Annotated in this window: 18 protein-coding genes; 10 read left to right on the top strand and 8 right to left on the bottom strand. The window is 65.1% G+C overall.

Annotated features, from left to right (window positions below; translation table 11 throughout):
- Positions 1-75: 75 nt before the first annotated feature.
- A complete protein-coding gene (mutL, locus tag AB3X94_RS09670; RefSeq protein WP_176109486.1) occupies positions 76-2,166 on the top strand; it encodes a DNA mismatch repair endonuclease MutL in 2,091 nt (696 codons plus the stop codon).
- A 45-nt stretch (positions 2,167-2,211) separates the two neighbouring features.
- The gene (miaA, locus tag AB3X94_RS09675; RefSeq protein ID WP_176109487.1) at positions 2,212-3,192 is read left to right on the top strand and encodes a tRNA (adenosine(37)-N6)-dimethylallyltransferase MiaA; all 981 of its coding nucleotides are present in this window, start codon (positions 2,212-2,214) and stop codon (positions 3,190-3,192) included.
- A 104-nt stretch (positions 3,193-3,296) separates the two neighbouring features.
- Here the strand turns inward: miaA and purM are convergent, their stop codons facing one another.
- Positions 3,297-4,364 (bottom strand): phosphoribosylformylglycinamidine cyclo-ligase, encoded by a 1,068-nt coding sequence (gene purM / locus AB3X94_RS09680; RefSeq protein WP_176109488.1) that lies wholly within the window; start codon positions 4,362-4,364, stop codon positions 3,297-3,299.
- A 277-nt stretch (positions 4,365-4,641) separates the two neighbouring features.
- On the opposite strand from purM, the gene hda reads away from it, so the two are divergent.
- From hda to panB, 6 genes are read left to right on the top strand one after another with little or no spacing between them, the layout of a single operon-like run.
- Positions 4,642-5,394 carry a DnaA regulatory inactivator Hda gene (gene hda / locus AB3X94_RS09685; RefSeq protein ID WP_176109489.1) on the top strand — a complete coding sequence of 251 codons (753 nt, stop codon included), beginning with the start codon at positions 4,642-4,644 and terminating at the stop codon, positions 5,392-5,394.
- Complete coding sequence (locus tag AB3X94_RS09690) at positions 5,387-6,073, top strand: HAD family phosphatase (protein WP_176109490.1); 687 nt, start codon at positions 5,387-5,389, stop codon at positions 6,071-6,073. Before hda ends, AB3X94_RS09690 begins: the two co-directional genes overlap by 8 nt.
- Positions 6,070-7,680, top strand: coding sequence for a polynucleotide adenylyltransferase PcnB (pcnB, locus tag AB3X94_RS09695; protein ID WP_176109491.1), 1,611 nt, complete (start codon positions 6,070-6,072; stop codon positions 7,678-7,680). Before AB3X94_RS09690 ends, pcnB begins: the two co-directional genes overlap by 4 nt.
- 51 nt (positions 7,681-7,731) lie before the next feature.
- Positions 7,732-8,274, top strand: a complete 543-nt coding sequence (gene folK, locus AB3X94_RS09700; protein WP_176109492.1) for a 2-amino-4-hydroxy-6-hydroxymethyldihydropteridine diphosphokinase — start codon at positions 7,732-7,734, stop codon at positions 8,272-8,274.
- The gene (locus tag AB3X94_RS09705) at positions 8,271-8,951 is read left to right on the top strand and encodes a deoxynucleoside kinase (RefSeq protein WP_368611406.1); all 681 of its coding nucleotides are present in this window, start codon (positions 8,271-8,273) and stop codon (positions 8,949-8,951) included. The genes folK and AB3X94_RS09705 overlap by 4 nt, the downstream gene beginning before the upstream one ends.
- Positions 8,952-8,988: 37 nt before the next feature.
- Positions 8,989-9,804 (top strand): 3-methyl-2-oxobutanoate hydroxymethyltransferase, encoded by an 816-nt coding sequence (panB, locus tag AB3X94_RS09710; protein WP_176109494.1) that lies wholly within the window; start codon positions 8,989-8,991, stop codon positions 9,802-9,804.
- Positions 9,805-9,853: 49 nt separating this feature from the next.
- Here the strand turns inward: panB and pabB are convergent, their stop codons facing one another.
- The 4 genes from pabB to grpE all read right to left on the bottom strand — a co-directional run bounded on the left by pabB (position 9,854) and on the right by grpE (position 16,041).
- A complete protein-coding gene (gene pabB / locus AB3X94_RS09715; RefSeq protein WP_368611407.1) occupies positions 9,854-11,740 on the bottom strand; it encodes an aminodeoxychorismate synthase component I in 1,887 nt (628 codons plus the stop codon).
- Positions 11,741-11,758: 18 nt separating this feature from the next.
- Positions 11,759-12,898: a molecular chaperone DnaJ gene (gene dnaJ / locus AB3X94_RS09720; RefSeq protein ID WP_018431876.1), complete on the bottom strand. Its 1,140-nt coding sequence runs from the start codon at positions 12,896-12,898 to the stop codon at positions 11,759-11,761.
- Between the two features lie 267 nt (positions 12,899-13,165).
- The gene (dnaK, locus tag AB3X94_RS09725; protein WP_176109496.1) at positions 13,166-15,121 is read right to left on the bottom strand and encodes a molecular chaperone DnaK; all 1,956 of its coding nucleotides are present in this window, start codon (positions 15,119-15,121) and stop codon (positions 13,166-13,168) included.
- 332 nt (positions 15,122-15,453) lie between these two features.
- Complete coding sequence (grpE, locus tag AB3X94_RS09730; protein WP_176122491.1) at positions 15,454-16,041, bottom strand: nucleotide exchange factor GrpE; 588 nt, start codon at positions 16,039-16,041, stop codon at positions 15,454-15,456.
- A 363-nt stretch (positions 16,042-16,404) separates the two neighbouring features.
- Here grpE and AB3X94_RS09735 point away from each other — a divergent pair, with 363 nt between their 5' ends.
- On the top strand, positions 16,405-16,566 hold the full coding sequence (locus AB3X94_RS09735; RefSeq protein ID WP_176109498.1) for a hypothetical protein: 162 nt from the start codon (positions 16,405-16,407) through the stop codon (positions 16,564-16,566).
- Here AB3X94_RS09735 and AB3X94_RS09740 read toward each other — a convergent pair.
- The 3 genes from AB3X94_RS09740 to hrcA all read right to left on the bottom strand — a co-directional run bounded on the left by AB3X94_RS09740 (position 16,538) and on the right by hrcA (position 19,222).
- The gene (locus tag AB3X94_RS09740; protein WP_176109499.1) at positions 16,538-16,945 is read right to left on the bottom strand and encodes an RNA-binding S4 domain-containing protein; all 408 of its coding nucleotides are present in this window, start codon (positions 16,943-16,945) and stop codon (positions 16,538-16,540) included. The genes AB3X94_RS09735 and AB3X94_RS09740 overlap by 29 nt on opposite strands.
- Before the next feature lie 8 nt (positions 16,946-16,953).
- Positions 16,954-18,024: a ferrochelatase gene (hemH, locus tag AB3X94_RS09745; RefSeq protein WP_176109500.1), complete on the bottom strand. Its 1,071-nt coding sequence runs from the start codon at positions 18,022-18,024 to the stop codon at positions 16,954-16,956.
- Positions 18,025-18,202: 178 nt separating this feature from the next.
- Complete coding sequence (hrcA, locus tag AB3X94_RS09750) at positions 18,203-19,222, bottom strand: heat-inducible transcriptional repressor HrcA (protein WP_026227992.1); 1,020 nt, start codon at positions 19,220-19,222, stop codon at positions 18,203-18,205.
- Positions 19,223-19,432: 210 nt separating this feature from the next.
- Here hrcA and AB3X94_RS09755 point away from each other — a divergent pair, with 210 nt between their 5' ends.
- Positions 19,433-20,335: an NAD kinase gene (locus AB3X94_RS09755; protein ID WP_368611408.1), complete on the top strand. Its 903-nt coding sequence runs from the start codon at positions 19,433-19,435 to the stop codon at positions 20,333-20,335.
- Positions 20,336-20,350: the final 15 nt, after the last annotated feature.

Genomic DNA, 20,350 nt, shown 5'->3' on the forward strand with positions numbered 1-20,350 from the left:
TGCCTCGGGTCGAATAAAAAACTGCGGGTCGGGCACCGGCACGGGCGGCGTACGCCGAGTCGCTATAATTTCGCCATGTCCGAATTCTCCGAAACGCCTGCGGGCACCGCGGCCGCGGCCGCACCCTCCGACGGCTCCCGCGCGGCGCCCGCGCCGCGTCCGCTGCGCGCGATCCAGCCGCTCCCCGATCAACTGATCAGCCAGATCGCCGCCGGCGAAGTGGTCGAGCGGCCGGCGTCGGTGGTCAAGGAGCTGCTCGAGAATGCGCTCGACGCGGGCGCGCAGACGCTGCGCATCCTGCTCGACGAAGGCGGCGTCAAACGCATCTCGATCACCGACGACGGCTGTGGCATCCCCGAGAACGAACTCGTACTCGCACTGACGCGCCATGCGACCAGCAAGATCCGCTCGCTTGCCGAGCTCGAGGCGGTCGCGACGCTCGGGTTCCGCGGTGAAGCGCTGGCGTCGATTGCGTCGGTCGCGCAGATGAGCATCACGAGCCGCACCGCCGACGTGCCGCACGCGGTGCGCATCGATGCGGAAACCGGCGTGCTGAGCCCCGCCGCCGGCACGCAAGGCACGACGATCGAAGTCCGCGAGCTGTACTTCAACACACCCGCGCGCCGCAAATTCCTGAAGAGCGAACAGACCGAACTCGGCCACTGTCTCGAACAGATCCGCCGCGCCGCTCTCGCGCGGCCGGACGTCGCGATCTCCGTGCTGCACAACGGCAAGGCCGTCGAACACTGGAACGCGAGCGAGCCGCCCGCGCGCGTCGCGAAGATTCTCGGCGACACGTTCGCGACCGCCCATCTGCCGCTCGACGAATCCGCCGGTCCGCTCGCAATCTACGGCTGCGCCGGTCTGCCGACCGCAAGCCGCGGCCGCGCCGATCAACAGTATTTCTTCGTCAACGGCCGCTTCGTGCGGGACAAGCTGCTCACGCACGCAGTGCGCGCCGCGTATGAAGACGTGCTGCACGGTGAGCGTTATCCGTCATACGTGCTGTTCCTCGATCTGCCGCCCGAGGGCGTCGACGTGAACGTGCATCCGTCGAAAATCGAGGTGCGTTTCCGCGATTCGCGCTCGATTCACCAGTTCGTGTTCCATGCGGTGCAGCGCGCGCTCGCGCGGCACGCGGGCGCGTCGCCGGAAACGACGGCTGGCGGGCATGCGGCGCACCTGGAACCGTCGGCCGGTGAACCGGCTTCGTTTGGTTCGACGCCGCTGGGCGGCACAAGCGGCGCAGGCGACGGCATCGGCGCGGGCGCCAGTGTTTCGAGCGGCGGGGGCTTCGCCGCCGGAAGCCGTGGCAGCTTTGGCGGCGGCTTCGGCAGCTTCGGGGCCTCGCAGCCCGGCAACACGTGGATGCGCCAGGCGCGCATGACGCAAGGCACGCTGCCGGTCGCGCAACCGCTCGCCGGTTACGACGCGCTGTTCGGCCGCAAGGATCCGCTCGCGGGCCGGGTCGAAGGCGCGTCGCTGTTCGAAGCGCGCGACTCGGCGAGCGAAACGACGTCGCCATATGACGCGGCACCGTTCGCGTCGCGCCCGGCTGCCCCCGCATTCGACGCCACCGACGATCAGCCGCTCGGCTTCGCGCTCGGCCAGATCCACGGCATCTACGTGCTTGCGCAGAACCGCCACGGGCTCGTGATCGTCGACATGCATGCCGCGCACGAGCGCATCCTGTACGAGCAGTTCAAGAACGCGCTCGCCGACCGAGCGATCGCCGTGCAGCCGCTGCTGATTCCGCAGACGATGCAGGCCGATCCGGTCGAAATCGGCACGGTCGAGGAAGAACGCGATACGCTCGATGCGCTCGGCTTCGACCTCGCGGTGCTGTCGCCCACCACCCTCGCGATCCGCGCGGTCCCCGCGCTGCTAAAGGACGCCGATCTGCAAGCGCTCGCGCGCGCGGTGCTGTCCGACCTGCACGCGTTCGGCGGCTCGCGCGTGCTGACCGAGCGTCAGCACGAACTGCTCGGCACGCTCGCGTGCCATCACGCAGTGCGCGCGAACCGGCGTCTGACGCTCGACGAAATGAACGCGCTGTTGCGCCAGATGGAAGCGACCGAGCGCGCCGACCAGTGCAACCACGGGCGTCCGACCTGGTATCAGCTGACGCTGGCCGATCTCGATCGGCTGTTCATGCGCGGCCAGTAACCGCCGCGTTCGATCACACCGCCCGCGCCGCGCGCCCGCTTGCTCATGACGTCACGCCCTACCCTGATCCCGTGCCTGCTCGGCCCGACCGCGTCCGGCAAGACCGCCGCGGCGCTCGCGCTCGCCGCGCGGCGGCCGGTCGAAATCATCAGCGTCGACTCGGCGCTCGTCTATCGCGAGATGGACATCGGCACCGCGAAGCCGACTGCGGAAGAACGCGCGGTCGCGCCGCATCATCTGATCGATATCGTCGATCCCGCCGACTCGTACTCGGCCGCGCAGTTTCGCGCCGACACGCTGCGGCTCGTCGGTGAAATTCATGCGCGCGGTCGGCTGCCGCTGCTGGTCGGCGGCACGATGCTGTACTACAAGGCGCTCACGCAGGGGCTCAACGACCTGCCCGGCGCCGATGCCGAACTACGCGCGACGCTCGACGCCGACGCCGCCCGCGACGGCTGGCCGGCGCTACACGCACGGCTCGCCGCGCTCGATCCGGCCACTGCCGCGCGTCTCGCGCCGAACGATTCGCAGCGCATCCAGCGCGCGCTAGAAGTGTTCATGCTGACCGGCCAGCCGATGTCGGCGCTGCTCGCCGCGCCCGCGCGCACGGACGACGCCGCGTCGGCATGGCGCTTCGTGCCGGTCGCGCTGGAGCCGTCCGAGCGTGGCTTGCTGCACGCGCGCATCGAGCAGCGCTTCGATGCGATGCTCGCACACGGTTTCGTCGATGAAGTGGTCAAGCTGCGCGCGCGCGGCGACCTGCTGCCGGAGATGTCGTCGATGCGCTGCGTCGGCTATCGGCAGGTGTGGGAATACCTCGATGGCGCGGTCGATTATCGGACCATGCGCGACAAGGGCATCTTCGCGACGCGGCAACTCTGCAAGCGGCAGCTCACGTGGCTGCGCAGCATGCCGGAGAGACAGGTGGTGGATTGCTGCGATCCGCACGCGACGGCGCGGGTGGTGGAGTTGATCGAGACGCTGGTTGGAGACGCCGATCGAAGTGAGGGAATCAGAGGGACCTAAAGCGGGGATTTGAAGCGGGGATTCAAAGCGGGAAATGTGAAGCAAGGGATTTGAAGCCCGCGCGGCGCGCCGTTGCGGCACGCCACGCGAACCCTCGTCAATCGTTAGACCACGACCGTCTGCGCTTCACCCGCCGCGCTTTCACGGACCGTGCCGATCTTCCAGACCTGCTCGCCCGCCGCGGACAGCAGACCGATCGCCGCCTGGGCATCCGCGGCAGACACGATCACCGCCATACCGATACCGCAGTTGAACACGCGGTGCATTTCCGCATCGGCGACGCCGCCGTGCTTCTGCAGCCACGAGAACAGCGGCGGCAGCGGCCACGCACGATGATCGAGCTCGGCCGTCAGACCCTCGCGCAGCACGCGCGGAATGTTCTCGACCAGGCCGCCGCCGGTGATGTGCGCCATGCCCTTCACCTCGAGCTGCTGCATCAGCGCGAGCAGCGGCTTCACGTAGATGCGCGTCGGCGCCATCAGCGCGTCGGCGAGCGAGCGGCCGTCGAAGTCCGCGTTCAGATCGGGATTGGCGCGCTCGATGATCTTGCGCACCAGCGAAAAGCCATTCGAATGGATGCCGCTCGACGCAAGCCCGAGCACCACGTCGCCCGGAGCAATCTTGCTGCCGTCGATGATCTTGCTCTTTTCCACCGCGCCGACCGCGAAACCGGCCAGATCGTATTCGCCGTCCGGATACATGCCCGGCATTTCCGCGGTTTCGCCGCCGATCAGCGCGCAGCCCGACAGCTCGCAGCCGTGTGCAATGCCCTTCACGACGGTCGCCGCCGTGCCGACATCGAGCTTGCCGCAGGCGAAATAGTCGAGGAAAAACAGCGGCTCGGCGCCCTGCACGAGGATGTCGTTGACGCTCATCGCGACCAGATCCTGGCCGACCGTGTCGTGCTTGTTCAGCTGGAACGCGAGACGCAGCTTGGTGCCGACGCCGTCGGTGCCGGACACGAGCACCGGTTCGTTGTACTTCTTGGGCACTTCGAACAGCGCGCCGAATCCACCGATGCCGCCCAGCACGCCGTCGCGCAGGGTCTTCTTGGCAAAGGGCTTGATGGCGTCGACGAGGGCGTCGCCCGCATCGATGTCCACGCCGGCGTCGCGATACGACAAACCTTGGGCCGAATCGGGTGAAGGCTGGGCGGATTTCGGTTGATTCATGGGGAAAAGCTCGAAGGTCGGTAAAATGCGATTTTACCCGATGCTGGCCGCGTGGCTGGAATTCGCGCGTTCCGACGAGATCCTGGAAACGACCTTTGCAACACGATATCCCGATTCCGGCGCCGCCGCCCCGCGCATTTCCGTCCGTCGCGCTTCGCGACCTGCGGCCTCACGACCCGGCGAGCACGCTTCACGACAACTGAGCGCCTGGCAACGTTCCAGGCCCCGCGGTCCGGGCCACTCGCGGCCCGAGCCTCATTTTCGGCATTAACCTACTGTGCTTCGTCAACTGACGCTCGATCTCGGCACCCCGCCGCCATCGACATTCGACAATTTTTTCGCCGGTGCGAACGCCGAGCTGGTCACGCGCCTGCGTGAGCTCGACGACGCGCTCGCCTCCGGACCGGTCGCCGATCGCACCTTCTACATCTGGGGCGAAGCCGGCAGCGGCCGCACGCATCTGCTGCAGGCACTGGTGCACGAAGCGCCGCCGGGACATGCGCGCTTCGCCGGTCCGCAAAGCAGCCTCGCCGCCTTCGGCTTCGATCCGCGCGTCGCGCTCTATGCGATCGACGACTGCGACGCGCTGTCGGCCGCTCAGCAGATCGCCGTGTTCAACCTGTTCAACGAGGTGCGCGCGCATCCGACCAGCGCGCTCGTCGCCGCGGGCAACGCGGCGCCGATCGGCATGACGGTGCGCGAGGATTTGCGCACGCGGCTCGGCTGGGGTCTCGTGTTTCACCTCGCGCCGCTGCCCGACGACGCGAAGGCCGCGGTGTTGAAACGCGCGGCGCGCGAGCGCGGCATCATGCTCGCCGACGACGTGCCGGCCTACCTGCTCACTCACTTTCGCCGCGACATGCCGAGCCTGATGGCGCTGCTCGACGCGCTCGACCGCTTCTCGCTCGAACAGAAACGCGCGGTCACGCTACCGCTGCTGCGCACGATGCTCGCGTCGCCCGAGCCCGCCACCACACCGGGTTCACACGCCGCTCTTCCGGCTTCAAGTAAAATAGGCCCCCATGGCTAATCTTGCACTCTTCGATCTCGACCACACGCTCATTCCCACCGACAGCGACCACGAATGGGGCCGCTTCATGGTGAAAAAAGGTATGGTCGACGCCGAAAATTTCGCCCGTGAAAACGACCGCTTCTACGCCGACTACAAGGCCGGCAAGCTCGACATTCACGCTTATCTGATCGCCATGCTGACACCGCTCGCGAAGTACTCGCGCGCGCAGCTCGCGGACTTTCACGCGCAGTACATGCACGAGGTCATCACGCCGGCCATCCAGCCGGTGGCGATCGAGCTCGTGAAACAGCATCGCGAAGCGGGCGACCTTTGCTGCGTCGTCACCGCGACCAACGAATTCATCACGCGTCCCATCGCCCAGGCGTTCGGTGTCGACACGCTGATCGCGTGCGAGGCGGAGACCGTCGGCGGCGATCCGCACGGCGCCTACACCGGCCGCCCGACCGGCACGCCGAGCTACAAGGAAGGCAAGATCGTGCGCACCGAAATGTGGCTCGCGTCGCTCGGCAAGACGTGGAGCGACTTCGAGCACAGCTATTTCTATAGCGATTCGCACAACGACATCCCGCTGCTCGAAAAAGTCACCGATCCCATCGCGACCAATCCGGACGACACGTTGCGCGCCCATGCGCAGGCCAAAGGCTGGCGCATCCTCGAACTCTTCCAACCCTCGTGATCAAGAAACTCATCCGCAAGCTATTCGGCCAGGACGCGGCGAGCGCTGACGACACGCTCTCCGCCGCCAGCGTCGACGGCAATGCCAATGACAAGCCGCCGGCGCGCGGCAAGTCCGTATCCGGCACGACCGCTTCCGGCACGGCCGCGCGGCCGCGTCGCAAATCCACCGCCGCTGCCGCCGCACAAGCGCCGCGCGAACCGGACGTCCCCGTCATCATTCCGCACGACGTGCATGGCATCGACCCCACGCTGATCTCGCGCAACGCGATCCGCGTGACCGAGGGCCTGCAACAGGCGGGCTTCCGCGCGTTCATCGTCGGCGGCGCGGTGCGCGACCTGCTGCTCGGCGTGAAGCCGAAAGACTTCGACGTCGCGACCGACGCGACGCCCGAACAGGTGCAGAAGCTGTTCCGCCGCGCGCGCATCATCGGCCGGCGCTTCCAGATCGTGCACGTCCAGTTCGGCCAGGAAATCATCGAGACCTCGACGTTCCGCGCGCTGGTCGATCCGCCCGCGGCCGACGCGCCGCCGCCGAAGCGTCTGAAGCGCGACGAGCTCGACCGCCGCACCCACGCGGTCGACGCGAGCGGCCGCGTGCTGCGCGACAACGTGTGGGGCGAGCAGCACGAGGACGCCACGCGCCGCGACTTCACGATCAATGCGATGTACTACGATCCGGCCACGCAAACCGTGCTGGATTACCACAACGGCATGGCCGACATGCGCACGCGCCTGCTGCGCATGATCGGCGACCCGGCCACGCGCTATCGCGAGGACCCGGTGCGCATGCTGCGTGTCGTGCGCTTCGCCGCCAAGCTCGACTTCGACATCGACGACGCCACGCGCGCGCCGATCGAGAAGATGGCCGATCTGATCAACAACGTGCCCGCCGCGCGTCTGTTCGACGAAATGCTGAAGCTGATGCTGTCGGGTCACGCGCTAGCGTGCCTGAAGCGGCTGCGCCAGGAAGGCCTGCATCACGGGCTGCTGCCGCTGCTCGACGTGGTGCTCGAGCAGCCGACCGGCGAGAAATTCATTTCTCTGGCACTCTCTAATACAGATGCACGCGTGCTCGCCGGCAAACCGGTGTCGCCGGGCTTCCTGTTCGCGACGCTGTTGTGGCACGACGTGCAGCAGCGCTGGCAGAAGTTCGAGGCCGAAGGCGAGTATCCGGTGCCCGCGCTGCATCGCGCGATGGACGAAGTGCTCGACATGCAGACCGAAAAGCTCGCGATCCACAAGCGCTTCTCGGCCGACATGCGCGAGATCTGGGGTCTGCAGCTGCGCCTCGAAAAGCGCTCGGGCCGCAGCGCGCTGAAGCTGCTGGAACACCAAAGATTTAGAGCGGGGTATGATTTCCTCCTGTTGCGCTGCGCATCGGGCGAACTTGACGAGTCGGTCGGTACGTGGTGGACGGAGTTCATCGAAGGAGACGCCGCCGCGCGCGAGGCATTGCTCACGCAAGGCGGGAAAGACCGGAGCCCCAGAAAACGACGGCGGCGCGGTGGCGCCAGAAACCGCAAATCAGGTGACGGGGTGGAGGGCGGCTCGTCCGCCGAACGCACGGACAACGACGCGAGCCGCGAAGGCTCGCACGAAGACTGACGCGGCGTTCGCGGAAGAGCCGTCGAAACGATAGCTGCAGGAAGTTATGCCATGACGGTTGCTTATCTTGGCCTCGGCGCGAATCTCGGGGACGCGCGCCAGACCCTGAAAGACGCGGTGGTGTGCCTCGCACAACAGCACACCATCACCGTGCTCGCCAAATCGAGCCTATATCGCACTGCCCCGATCGACGCGGGCGGCGACGACTATTTCAATTGCGTCGTGAAGCTGGAGACGACGCTCCCCGTGCGGCATCTGCTCGCGCTGTGTCACAAGATCGAGCATCATTTCGGCCGTGAGCGGCCGTTCCGCAATGCGCCGCGCACGCTCGATCTCGACATCCTGCTGTACGGCGATCAATCGATCGACGAAGCCGACCTGATCGTGCCGCATCCACGCCTCGTCGAGCGCGCGTTTGCGCTGGTGCCGCTCGTCGAGATCGATGCGGCGATCGTGATTCCGCAACATGGCCGGGCCGCCGCGCTGCTCGATAGCGTCAGCGATCAGCGCATCGAGAAGGTGAAGGGGCCCTGCCAGTGTCCGATGCTCAATGCGCTCGCCGGTAATTCCGCCGGGAAAGGCCGTTGCGAATGAGTTCGCCGCCGCTCACGGTCACCGCGCCGCAGCTGCGTCCGCCGTTCGGCTATATCGCGATCGAGGGGCCGATCGGCGTCGGCAAGACCTCACTCGCGCGGCGCCTCGCGCAACGCTGGTCGATGCACGAACTGTTCGAGCGCTCGCAGGACAATCCGTTTCTTGAACGCTTCTATCGCGACACCGCGCGCTATGCGCTGCCGGTGCAGTTGCACTTCGCGCTGCAACGCGCGCAGCAGGCGCAGGAAGTGGGCGCCGCGCAGGCGAGCGGCACGCCGCTGATCGCCGACTTCATCACGCAGCGAAACGACATCTTCGCGCGTCTGACCTTGCAGGAAGACGAATGGCAGCTGTACCACGCGCTTGCCGCGCGGCTCGACGTCAGCGCGCCGGAGCCGGACTTCGTCGTTTATCTGCAGGCGAGTCCCGAGGTGCTGTTCGCGCGCATCCAGAAGCGCGCGGTGCCGATGGAGCTGCAGATTTCCGATGCGTATCTGCGCGCGCTGTGCGACGCGTACAACGAATTCTTCTACCACTACGACCGCACGCCCGTGCTGACGGTCAACGCCGAACACCTGAATCCGCTCGACTCCGACGCGGACCTTGCGCTGCTCGCCGAACGCATCGAGACGATGCGCGGCCGCAAGGAATTCTTTGTCAAAGCCACGTCGCTGTAAGCGGCGCGGCTAGTTCATTTTTCTCACTGGATTGACCATGACTTATTTGCAGGAAGCGAGCCGGAGCGCGATCACCGTGCCGAAACTGCAGGCAATGCGCGACGCCGGCGAAAAGATCGCGATGCTCACCTGCTACGACGCGAGCTTCGCCGCGCTGCTCGATCGCGCGGGCGTCGACGTGCTGCTGATCGGCGACTCGCTCGGCAATGTGCTGCAAGGCCAGGCGACCACGCTGCCCGTGACGCTGGCGGACATCGCGTATCACACGGCGAGCGTCTCGCGCGCGCGGCCGTCGGCGCTGATCATGGCGGACCTGCCGTTCGGCACGTACGGCACGCGCGAAGATGCGTTCAGGAGTTCGGTCGAACTGATGCGCGCGGGCGCGCAGATGGTCAAGCTCGAAGGCGGAGAATGGCTCGCGGATACGGTGCGGTTTCTGGTCGAGCGCTCGATTCCGGTGTGCGCGCACGTGGGTCTGACGCCGCAGTCGGTGCATGCATTCGGCGGCTTCAAGGTGCAGGGCAAGACCGAAGCGGGCGCGAGCCAGCTGCTGCGCGATTCACTCGCGATGCAGGCCGCCGGCGCGCAATCACTGTTGATGGAAGCGATCCCGGCTCAACTCGCGGGCGAGGTCACGAGGCAACTGCGCGTTCCGACGATCGGCATCGGCGCGGGTCTCGACTGCTCGGGTCAGGTGCTCGTGCTGCACGACATGCTCGGGATTTTCCCCGGCAAGCGGCCGCGCTTCGTGAAAGATTTCATGCAGGGACAGCCGAACATTCAGGCGGCCGTCGAGGCGTATGTGCGGGCGGTGAAGGACGGCACGTTTCCAGGCGCCGAGCACACGTTCTGATGTATGTTTGCCGCGCGGGGTGCGCGGCATTCCGGTTTGTCTCAGCGCTCTAAGCAACAACCCGTGCGGATATCGCGCCGCGCAACGCGTTGCACACGAGCAGCGCTTCGGCGTTCAGCACGTCCTGCTGCGTCAGCACTTTTTCACCCGCCTGCAGGTCCGAGGCCCCGTCGAGCAATACGCTTCGCATCACGCCAGGCAGCACGCCCGAGGCGAGCGGCGGAGTCCACCATCGTCCCGCGAGCTTCACGAACACATTCGATCTGCCGCCCTCGGTCAGTTCGCCCCGTTCGTTGAAGAACAGCGTGTCAAAGGCGCCCTTCGCCTCGGCTTCGCGCCAGCCGCGGTCGTAGTCGGCGCGGCGCGTGGTCTTGTGGCGCAGCAACGCATCGGCGGCCTGGGTTGGCGCGAACTGCGCTTCGGGGCCGAGCAGAACCCCAACGATCGCATCCGCCAACGGCGTAAGTATCGCGGCGGTGATCTGCGTCGCGCCGCTTTTGCTCAACGCAAGCCGCATACGATGCGGCGTCTGCGCCGGCAGCGTGGCGCACCGCGCTGAAATCTCCTCGCGAATGCGCGCTTCGTCGAACCCGAAACCAAGGGTCGCGGCGCTCGACGACAAGCGCCGCAAATGCCGCTCCAAATGCCGCACGCCGTCTTCCCGCGTCGCGTACATCGTTTCGAACAGTTCGAAGCCGGGCTCGGCGCCGGTCAGAAAACGTGCTTTCAATCGACACTCCTCGTGCTCGTCGGCGGCCACGCTGTCGAGCACGATGCCCGCGCCGATGCCCATGCTGCCGCGCAGCCCGTCCGTGCCGCCGGCTTGCGCCGTCGACGTAGTCAATGTCAGCGTGCGGATCGCGACCGACATGCAGAAGTCGCCGCAATCCTGATCATCGTCCGGCGCATCGAGCCAGCCGATCGCGCCGGTATAAAGTCCGCGCGGCGTGCTTTCCAGTTCGTCGATCAACTGCATCGTGCGATGCTTCGGCGCACCGGTAATCGAGCCGCAGGGAAAGAGCGCGCGCAGGATCGTCGCGAACGAGGTGCCGTCGAGCAACGTCGCCTCCACTGTCGACGTCATCTGCCACACCGACGCGTACGGCTCGACCGAAAACAGCGCCGGCACATTGACCGAACCGATCCGCGCAACCCGCGACAGATCGTTGCGCAGTAGATCGACGATCATCACGTTCTCGGCGCGGTTCTTCAGATCGGTGGCGAGGAACTCGGCGTTGCCGCGGTCGATGGCGGGATCTTGCGAGCGCGGCGCCGTGCCCTTCATCGGCCGCGCGCGCAACGTCGGGCCGTGCTTCTCGACGAACAATTCGGGCGAACACGACAGGACCCACGCATCGTCGGGCAACGCGATCAGCGCGCCGAACGACACCGGCTGGCGCGCGCGCAAACGCCGATAGAACGCAAGCGGCGAGCCGAACACGTCGAAGCCGAGGCGGTACGTGTAGTTGACCTGATAGGAATCGCCCGCGCGCAGCGCAGCGTGAATCGCGTCGATCGACGCATCGAATTCGGCGCGATCGACGCTCTCGCGCACGTTCGCCGTGCCCGCGACCGACGGCTCCGGAGCACCGTTGTCACGCGTCATCAGCCACGCGTCGACCTCGTCGCGCGCAAGCTTCGCACAGCGTTCGAACAATAAAAAACGCAGCGTGGCATTGCCACGCTGCGTTTCAGTGGACCGAAGCTTGTCGATACCGACGAGCCCACGACCAAATTCATAGTCGGCCAGCACGACGGCGTGCAGGCCGTTGCGGGTATCGGCCGCGACGCTGTCGCACACCGCTTCGAGCTGCGCCGCCTCGGTGCAGACCCGCTCGCGCACGAAACCCGTGTACAAGCGGCTCGACGGACGCGCCGCCGTTGCACCGCAATCGTCAAGCAGCGCGAACACCGCGCCGCGCCTGTCCACCGTCATGCTGACCGCCAAATCAGATCAATCGAAAAAGCTCTTCACCCGATCGAACCAGCTCTTGCTCTGCGGACTATGCCGCGCACCGCCTTCCACGAGCGCCTTTTCGAATTGCTTGAGCAGGTCGCGCTGCGCTTCGGTGAGCTTGACCGGCGTTTCGACCTGCACATGCACGTACAGATCACCAGCGATGCTCGAACGCAACCCCTTGATGCCCTTGCCACGCAAACGGAACGTCTTGCCCGACTGCGTGCCTTCCGGCACGGTGAAAGTTGCGCGACCGGCCAGCGTCGGTACTTCGATATCGCCGCCAAGCGCCGCGGTGGTGAACGGGATCGGCATCTGGCAATGCAGATCGTCGCCGTCACGCTCGAACACCGAGTGCTGCTTGATATGAATCTCGACGTACAGATCGCCCGACGGTCCGCCGTTGATGCCCGGCTCGCCATTGCCGGCCGAGCGGATGCGCATGCCGTCGTCGATACCGGCCGGGATCTTCACTTCCAGCGTCTTGGTTTCCTTCACCTTGCCCGCGCCGTGGCAGTGATTGCACGGGTCGGGGATGTAGGTGCCGCTGCCGTGGCACTTCGGGCAAGTCTGCTGGATGCTGAAGAAGCCCTGCGACATGCGCACCGAACCCGAGCCGCTACAGGTCGGGCAGGTTTCCGGTTTGGTGCCCGGCTTCGCGCCCGAGCCATGACAGACTTCGCACGAAACCCAGCTCGGCACGCGGATCTGCGTGTCGTAGCCGTGTGCGGCCTGCTCGAGCGTGATTTCCATGCTGTAGCGCAGATCCGCGCCGCGATACACCTGCGGACCCGCGCGGCCGCCTCCGCGTGCGCCAGCGCCGGCCGCCTGGCCGAAGATGTCGCCGAAGATGTCGCCGAATGCATCGGCAAAGCCGCCGAAACCTTGCGCACCGGCCCCACCCATGTTCGGATCGACGCCCGCGTGACCGTACTGATCGTACGCGGCGCGCTTTTGCGAATCCGACAGCATTTCATAGGCTTCCTTCACCTCCTTGAAATGCTCTTCCGCATCCTTGTTGCCCGGATTGCGGTCGGGGTGGTGCTTCATCGCGAGCTTGCGATAAGCCTTCTTGATTTCGTCGTCGCTCGCGTTCTTTGCGACGCCCAGAACCTCGTAGTAATCCCGTTTCGCCATATCGGTTCAACGCCGCCGCGCAAAGCGACGCGGTAGCTCCTTGTGAATGCTGTGGAGTCTTACGACTCGTCCGGCCGCTGTCTGCGCCGCGTCTCGACACGGTTCAAAACAACGCCCTCCATAAAACGAACGTGCCCGGAGAACCCAAAAGGCTCGCCAGGCGCGAAAAACCGCTCTTGCACTCAAGGCGCCCCAAGGGCGCGATCTCGTGCAGCCGGGCCGCGCACATCGCTGTGCACGGCTTTACGGTCGGATGCCGACCTGGCTTTAGTCCTTCTTCACTTCCTTGAACTCGGCGTCGACCACGTCGTCGGCCTGCTGGCTCGCGCCGGCCGATGCACCGGCACCGGCACCGCCCGCCGCGCCCGCTGCCGCTTCGGCACCTTGCGCAGCCTGCATGTCGGCGTACATCTTCTCGCCCATCTTCTGCGAGGCCGTGGCCACCGCTTCGATCTTCGCTTCGATCGCGGCCTTGTCGCTCGAGCTGCTCTTCAGCGTGTCTTCGAGTTCCTTCAACGCGGCTTCGATCTTCTCCTTCTCACCCGCTTCGAGCTTGTCGCCGTACTCGGTCAGCGCCTTCTTCGTGCTGTGGACGAGTGCGTCACCCTGGTTGCGAGCGTCGGCCAACTCACGCAGCTTGTGATCTTCTTCAGCGTTCGCTTCGGCATCCTTCACCATCTTCTCGATTTCGGCTTCGGACAGACCCGAGTTCGCCTTGATCGTGATGCGGTTTTCCTTGCCGGTCGCCTTGTCCTTCGCGCCGACGTGCAGAATGCCGTTCGCGTCGATGTCGAAGCTCACTTCGATCTGCGGCACGCCGCGCGGTGCCGGCGGAATGCCTTCGAGGTTGAACTCGCCGAGCAGCTTGTTGCCCGCTGCCATTTCGCGTTCACCCTGGAACACCTTGATCGTCACGGCGCTCTGGTTGTCGTCAGCCGTCGAGTAGACCTGTGCGTGCTTGGTCGGGATCGTGGTGTTCTTGTTGATCATCTTCGTCATCACGCCGCCGAGCGTTTCGATGCCGAGCGACAGCGGGGTCACGTCGAGCAGCAGCACGTCCTTGCGGTCGCCCGACAGCACCTGGCCCTGGATCGCGGCACCAACGGCCACGGCTTCGTCCGGGTTCACGTCACGGCGCGGGTCCTTGCCGAAGAACTCCTTCACCTTTTCCTGCACCTTCGGCATACGGGTCATACCGCCGACCAAAATCACGTCGTCAATTTCGCCGACCTTCACGCCCGCGTCCTTGATGGCCACGCGGCACGGCTCGATGGTGCGCTCGATCAGTTCTTCAACCAGCGCTTCCAACTTCGCACGCGTAATCTTCAGGTTCAAGTGCTTCGGACCCGACGCGTCGGCCGTGATGTACGGCAGGTTGATTTCGGTCTGCTGGCTCGACGACAGCTCGATCTTGGCCTTTTCAGCCGATTCCTTCAGGCGCTGCAGCGCGAGCACGTCTTTCGACAGATCGACGCCCTGTTCCTTTTTGAACTCGCCGATGATGTAGTCGATGATGCGCTGGTCGAAGTCTTCACCGCCGAGGAACGTATCGCCGTTCGTGGACAGCACTTCGAACTGCATTTCACCGTCGACGTCCGCGATTTCGATGATCGAGATGTCGAACGTGCCGCCGCCGAGGTCGAACACGGCGATCTTGCGGTCGCCCTTTTCAGCCTTGTCCAGACCGAATGCCAATGCGGCTGCGGTCGGTTCGTTGATGATCCGCTTCACTTCCAGACCGGCGATGCGGCCTGCATCCTTGGTCGCCTGACGCTGGCTGTCGTTGAAGTACGCCGGCACCGTGATCACGGCTTCCGTGACGGTCTCGCCGAGGTAGTCCTCAGCGGTCTTCTTCATCTTGCGCAGCACTTCGGCCGAGATTTGCGGCGGCGCGAGCTTCTGGTCGCGCACTTCGATCCATGCGTCACCGTTGTCGGCCTTGATGATCTTGTAGGGCATCAGGCCGATGTCCTTCTGCACTTCCTTCTCTTCGAAGCGGCGGCCGATCAGGCGCTTGACCGCGAACAGCGTGTTTTTCGGGTTCGTGACCGACTGACGCTTGGCCGGCGCGCCGACCAGGATCTCGCTGTCTTCCATGTAAGCGATGATCGACGGCGTGGTGCGCGCGCCTTCCGAGTTCTCGATGACCTTGACCGAGTTGCCTTCCATGATCGCCACGCACGAGTTGGTCGTGCCGAGGTCGATGCCGATGATTTTGCCCATTTTTACAAATCTCCTGACTTTGATCGCTGCGGAAAGCGCCCGGTTGGCCCATCTGGCGGCGGGACGATCCGCTCTCAATTCCTACCTGCACTCAAAATAAGTGCGGCCACATCGTTTTCAAGACCTCTATTGCGATGCGGTCTTTAATTTTTTTCAATCAAGGGGCGGGCTCGTGGATCCTTGCTGCGAACCCGCTCCGCCAGCTTGCACGGCGCCCCCGGCGGGGTTCGCCGGAAGTGCCTGAATCGACTGGATGTTTTGCGGCGCGCGGCGATCCGAAGCGACGAGGCAGACGCCGCCGGCGCGGACGCCCGGGGTGCGCTTCGACGTGCTTACTTCGGCGCGGCGACGGTCACCAGCGCGGGACGCAGCACGCGGTCCGCGATCACGAAGCCCTTTTGCAGCACCGCGACGACGGTGTTCGGCTCCTGGTCGGCCGGCACCATCGAAATGGCCTGATGGCGATGTGGGTCGAACTTTTCGCCGACCGGATTGATCGCCACGACGCGGCCCTTCTCGAGCGCGCCGCTCAACTGGCGCAGCGTGAGCTCGACGCCTTCGCGGACCTTCTGCAGGTCGTCGGACGAATGGGCGACGGCCGCCTCGAGGCTGTCGACCACCGGCAGCAGATGCTCGGCGAAGTTCTCGATCGCAAACTTGTGCGCCTTGGCGACGTCTTCCTGAGCGCGACGGCGCACGTTTTCGGTTTCGGCCTTCGCGCGCAGGAAGTCTTCCTGCAACTCGGCGATCTTCGCCTGAGCGTCGGCCAGCGCCTGCTCGGCGGCAGCCTGGGCGGACTCAGTGGTGGCGCCGGTGTCCTGCTGTTGAGTGGCGGCCTCAGCCGCCTCGGCGGCCTGGCGCGCGGCTTCGTCGGCGGGCGTGGGATTCTGGCTCGTCGGGTTCTCTTGCGTGTTTTCCATGTCGCTGAAAGTCGTTAAAAAGTAAAAGCAAAGACGGAAAAAGCCGTTCCGACACAGTACGATTCGTGCTTTGCAAAATCGCGACAGGTGTCTTCGCGCCGATCCGCCAGACCGGACCCCAGATGGGGTCTGAAATAGCCGTTTCAAGCGGCTCCGAGGTTTTTTCGCACCACCGTCGTGCAGGCGAAATGCGCCGTAACAGGCATTCATGTGGCGCAATCAGATAGGGATTGAGTGCAGCCCGCAACTGACCTATTCTCCAGTCATGGAGCGGCAACGCACGTTAACCCTAATTTGACGTAAGCCTTACGGACACCTGACAGTCGTTCCGATAGCCCGTTTCAGCCCATCGAGAGGAGTACCGTGAAACTGACCGTTGCAATCGGGGTGGTCGCACTGGTACTGATCGCGGGCACCACGACCATCTGCATGTCCGGCGCGGTTAACGACCACACCACCGAGTACGGTGGCGCACACGCCACGGTCGAGCAGTTTTTTAGTTCCCACCCGAAAATCTGTCGATAGTGCGCCGGTCGCGTTTCGTCGGTCGCCCGTGCAGCGCGGCCGCCGGCTCGTGATACACCTTGCGCCGTTCCTGCTCGACCTGCCGCTTCTCCTTGCTCTGCGCGGTTTCAACGTAAAGCGTCTGCGCCACGCTCGCCGGGCCGCGCACGTCGCACACGCCCAGCACCTCGACCTGCCACACGTAGCGCTCGATCTCGATTTCGACCAGATCGCCGACACGCACGTCCTTGGCCGGCTTCACGGCCGCGCCGCCGATGCGCACCCGCCCCTTGTCGACCGCATCCGCGGCCAGCGAACGCGTCTTGAAGAAACGCGCGGCCCACAGCCATTTGTCGATGCGCAGTTTCGCGCCCGGTTCGGTTGAGATGCGGTAGTTCATCTGCGTATTCAAGCTCCTGTCGTGTGCGGCACCGGCACCGCCTGCACCGGCCAGCCCTGCAGATGCTGCGCGACGATTTCGCCGAGCGCGGCAACCCACGGCTGAGACGCGTTCAGACAGGGGATCCGGTGAAACTCCTTGCCACCCGCCTGCAGAAATTCGTCGCGCACTTCCATGCCGATTTCCTCGATCGTTTCGAGGCAGTCGGCGGTGAAACCCGGACAAAACACGTCAGCACGCCGCACGCCTGCCGCGCCCAGTTCCTTCAACGTCGGCGCCGTGTAAGGCTGCAGCCATTCGGCCTTACCAAAGCGCGACTGGAACGTGATGCGGCATTCGACAGGCGTCAATTCGAGCGCCTGCATCAGCAGTGCACCGGTCTGCTGGCATTGCTCGTGATACGGGTCGCCGAGGTCGAGCGTGCGCTTGGGCACGCCGTGGAAACTCAGCACGAGCTTGTCGCCCGCCGCGAAATCAGGGCGGCCGTGCAGATGCCAGTGGTGACGCACCTGCGCGGCGAGCGCCGCGATATATGCCGGGTGATCGGCGTACTGGCGAACCGTGCGGATTTCCGGCTGGTTGCGCATGCGCTTGAGCGCGGAAAAGGCTTCATCGAACGCGGTCGCCGTGGTGGACGCCGAATACTGCGGATACATCGGCATCAGCAGCACGCGCTCGGCGCCGGCGAGCTTCAGCTGGTTCAGCATTGCCGGAATGCCGGGCGTGCCGTAGCGCATCGCGTAGTCGACCAGCACCGTGTAGTCGTTGACTTGCAGCAGATGGCGCAAACCCTCGACCTGCTTTTCGGTGTGCACGCGCAGCGGCGAGCCCTCGGGCATCCATACCGCCGCGTACTTCCTGGCGGAACTGCGGCCGCGAAGCGGCAGGATCAGCAGACGCAGAATCAGCTGCCACAGCAACGCGGGAATTTCGATCACGCGGGGATCGGACAGGAACTGCGCGAGATAGCTGCGTACCGCGCGCGGTGTCGGCGCGTCGGGCGTGCCGAGGTTGATCAGCAACACGGCGACGCGATGCGATGTGGCGTTCTGTGATGGCCGCTCGAGGTCGAAGCGCATAGGCAGCAGAAGTCACCGCTTCACGCGGCGAGTCGATTCAATGGAGATTCATTATAGCGGCGCGGGTTCGGCCGGGCGTCGCCGTACCCTGGCCATTCGGACGATTGGCAGACGCCGCCCGTTCGCGCATCATGGCCGGCACGCTCTGCGATGACGGCGGCGCCGCGGAGCGCGAGGACTACTGCTGGCTGAGCGTCATGGACAACAGCCGCGCGGTGATGTCCACGATCGGAATCACGCGGTTGTAGGCCATGCGGGTCGGTCCGATCACACCGAGCGTGCCGACGATCTTGCCGTTCACCTCGTACGGCGCGGTGACGACGCTCATTTCCTCGATCGGCACCAGCGTCGATTCGCCGCCAATGAAAATTTGCACACCCGCCGCGTGACTCGACACGTCGAGCAACTGAAGGAGGCTGGTCTTCTGGTCGAACACATCGAACAGCTTGCGCAGGCGCGCCATGTCCGACGAAAGATCGGCGACTTCGAGCAGATTGCGCTCGCCGGAGATAAGCACAGTCTCGCCGGTATCGGATTCGTCGGTGCTCGCGGTGACGGCCGCGTGCATCAACGAGGTCATGTCGCCGCGCAGCTCGTCGATTTCCTCGCGCAGGCGGCGGCGCACTTCGTCGAACGAGAGGCCCGCGAAGTGCGCGTTGATGTAATTGGAGGCTTCCACCAGCTGCGAAGGCGAAAAGTCGCGCTGGGTGGCGAGGATGCGGTTCTGCACGTCGCCTTCGGGCGTCACTATGATCAGCAGAATGCGCTTGTCGGACAGGCGCATGAATTCGATCTGCTTGAATACGTGGCTGCGGCGCGGTGTGAGCACCACGCCGGCGAACTGCGACAGGTTGGACAGCACGCTCGCCGCCGCGGCGACGATCTTCTGCGGCTCGCCCACCTGCAGCGTGGTTTTGACCGCGCGCATCACCGCTTCTTCGTCGGCGGCGGACTCGACCGTCAACATCGTGTCGACGAACAGACGGTAGCCGCGCGGCGTCGGAATGCGCCCCGCCGACGTGTGCGGACTGATCACGAGCCCCAGATCCTCGAGGTCCGACATCACGTTGCGGATCGTGGCCGGGCTCAGCTCGAGGCCCGAGTAACGTGACAGCGTGCGCGAGCCGACCGGCTGACCTTCAGCGATGTAGCGCTCGATCAGCGTTTTGAGGAGGGTTTGTGCGCGAGGATCTAGCATGACGAAAAATTTTAGCTCAATGGCATCGCAGCCGCGAGCGCCCGCGGCACCCGCTCCCGGCAAATGCGGCGCCGTCAGCGGGCGCGCATGTCATCGGGTCTTCACCATTCTAACGATAATCGCGACATGCGCAGACGCCCCGCGTGCACCGGCCCGCTACCGGGTTGGCCTGCGGTTCTTTTCAGGCCCTACCTATGGTGTAATGCCGGCATGCAAGTGACCAGCCAGTTCAAGACCGTCGCGCTCGTCGGGCGCAGCAATACGCCAGGCATCAGCGAGCCGCTGACCGCGCTCGCCGCGTGCATCGCGAAGCTCGGCCTCGAAGTCGTGTTCGAAGCCGACACCGCCGCCGAGATCGGCGTAACCGACTATCCGGCGCTGCGTCCCGCCGAGATCGGCGCGCGCGCCGACGTCGCCGTGGTGCTCGGCGGCGACGGCACGATGCTCGGCATCGGTCGCCAGCTCGCGCCATATCGCACGCCCTTGATCGGCATCAACCACGGACGGCTCGGCTTCATCACCGACATTCCGATCTCCGACATGCGCGAGATCGTGCCGCAAATGCTGTCCGGCAATTTCGAGCGCGAGGAGCGGGTGCTGCTGGAAGCGCGCATCGTGCGCGACGGCACGTCGATCTATCACGCGCTCGCGTTCAACGACGTGGTGGTCAACCGTAGCGGTTTTTCGGGCATGGCGGAGCTGCGCGTGTCGGTCGACGGCCGCTTCATGTACAACCAGCGCTCGGACGGCCTGATCGTCGCGACGCCGACCGGCTCGACCGCGTACGCGCTGTCGTCGCAGGGGCCGATCCTGCATCCCCAATTGCAGGGCTTCGTGCTCGTGCCGATCGCGCCGCACGCGCTGTCGAACCGGCCGATCGTGCTGCCGGACGACTCGAAGGTCAGCATCCAGATCGTTTCCGGGCGCGAAGTGAACGTCAATTTCGACATGCAGTCGTTCACGTCGCTGGAGCTCGGCGACACGATCGAGGTGCGCCGTTCGCGTCACACGGTGCCAATGCTGCATCCTGTCGGCTACAGCTATTACGCGACGCTGCGCAAGAAGCTGCACTGGCACGAGTACCCGTCGCACGAAGAAGACCCGAGGCCGTAAGCGGCGCTTTCAAGC

It is taken from the genome of Paraburkholderia sp. BR10923 (assembly GCF_040948765.1).
Classification (GTDB): domain Bacteria; phylum Pseudomonadota; class Gammaproteobacteria; order Burkholderiales; family Burkholderiaceae; genus Paraburkholderia; species Paraburkholderia youngii.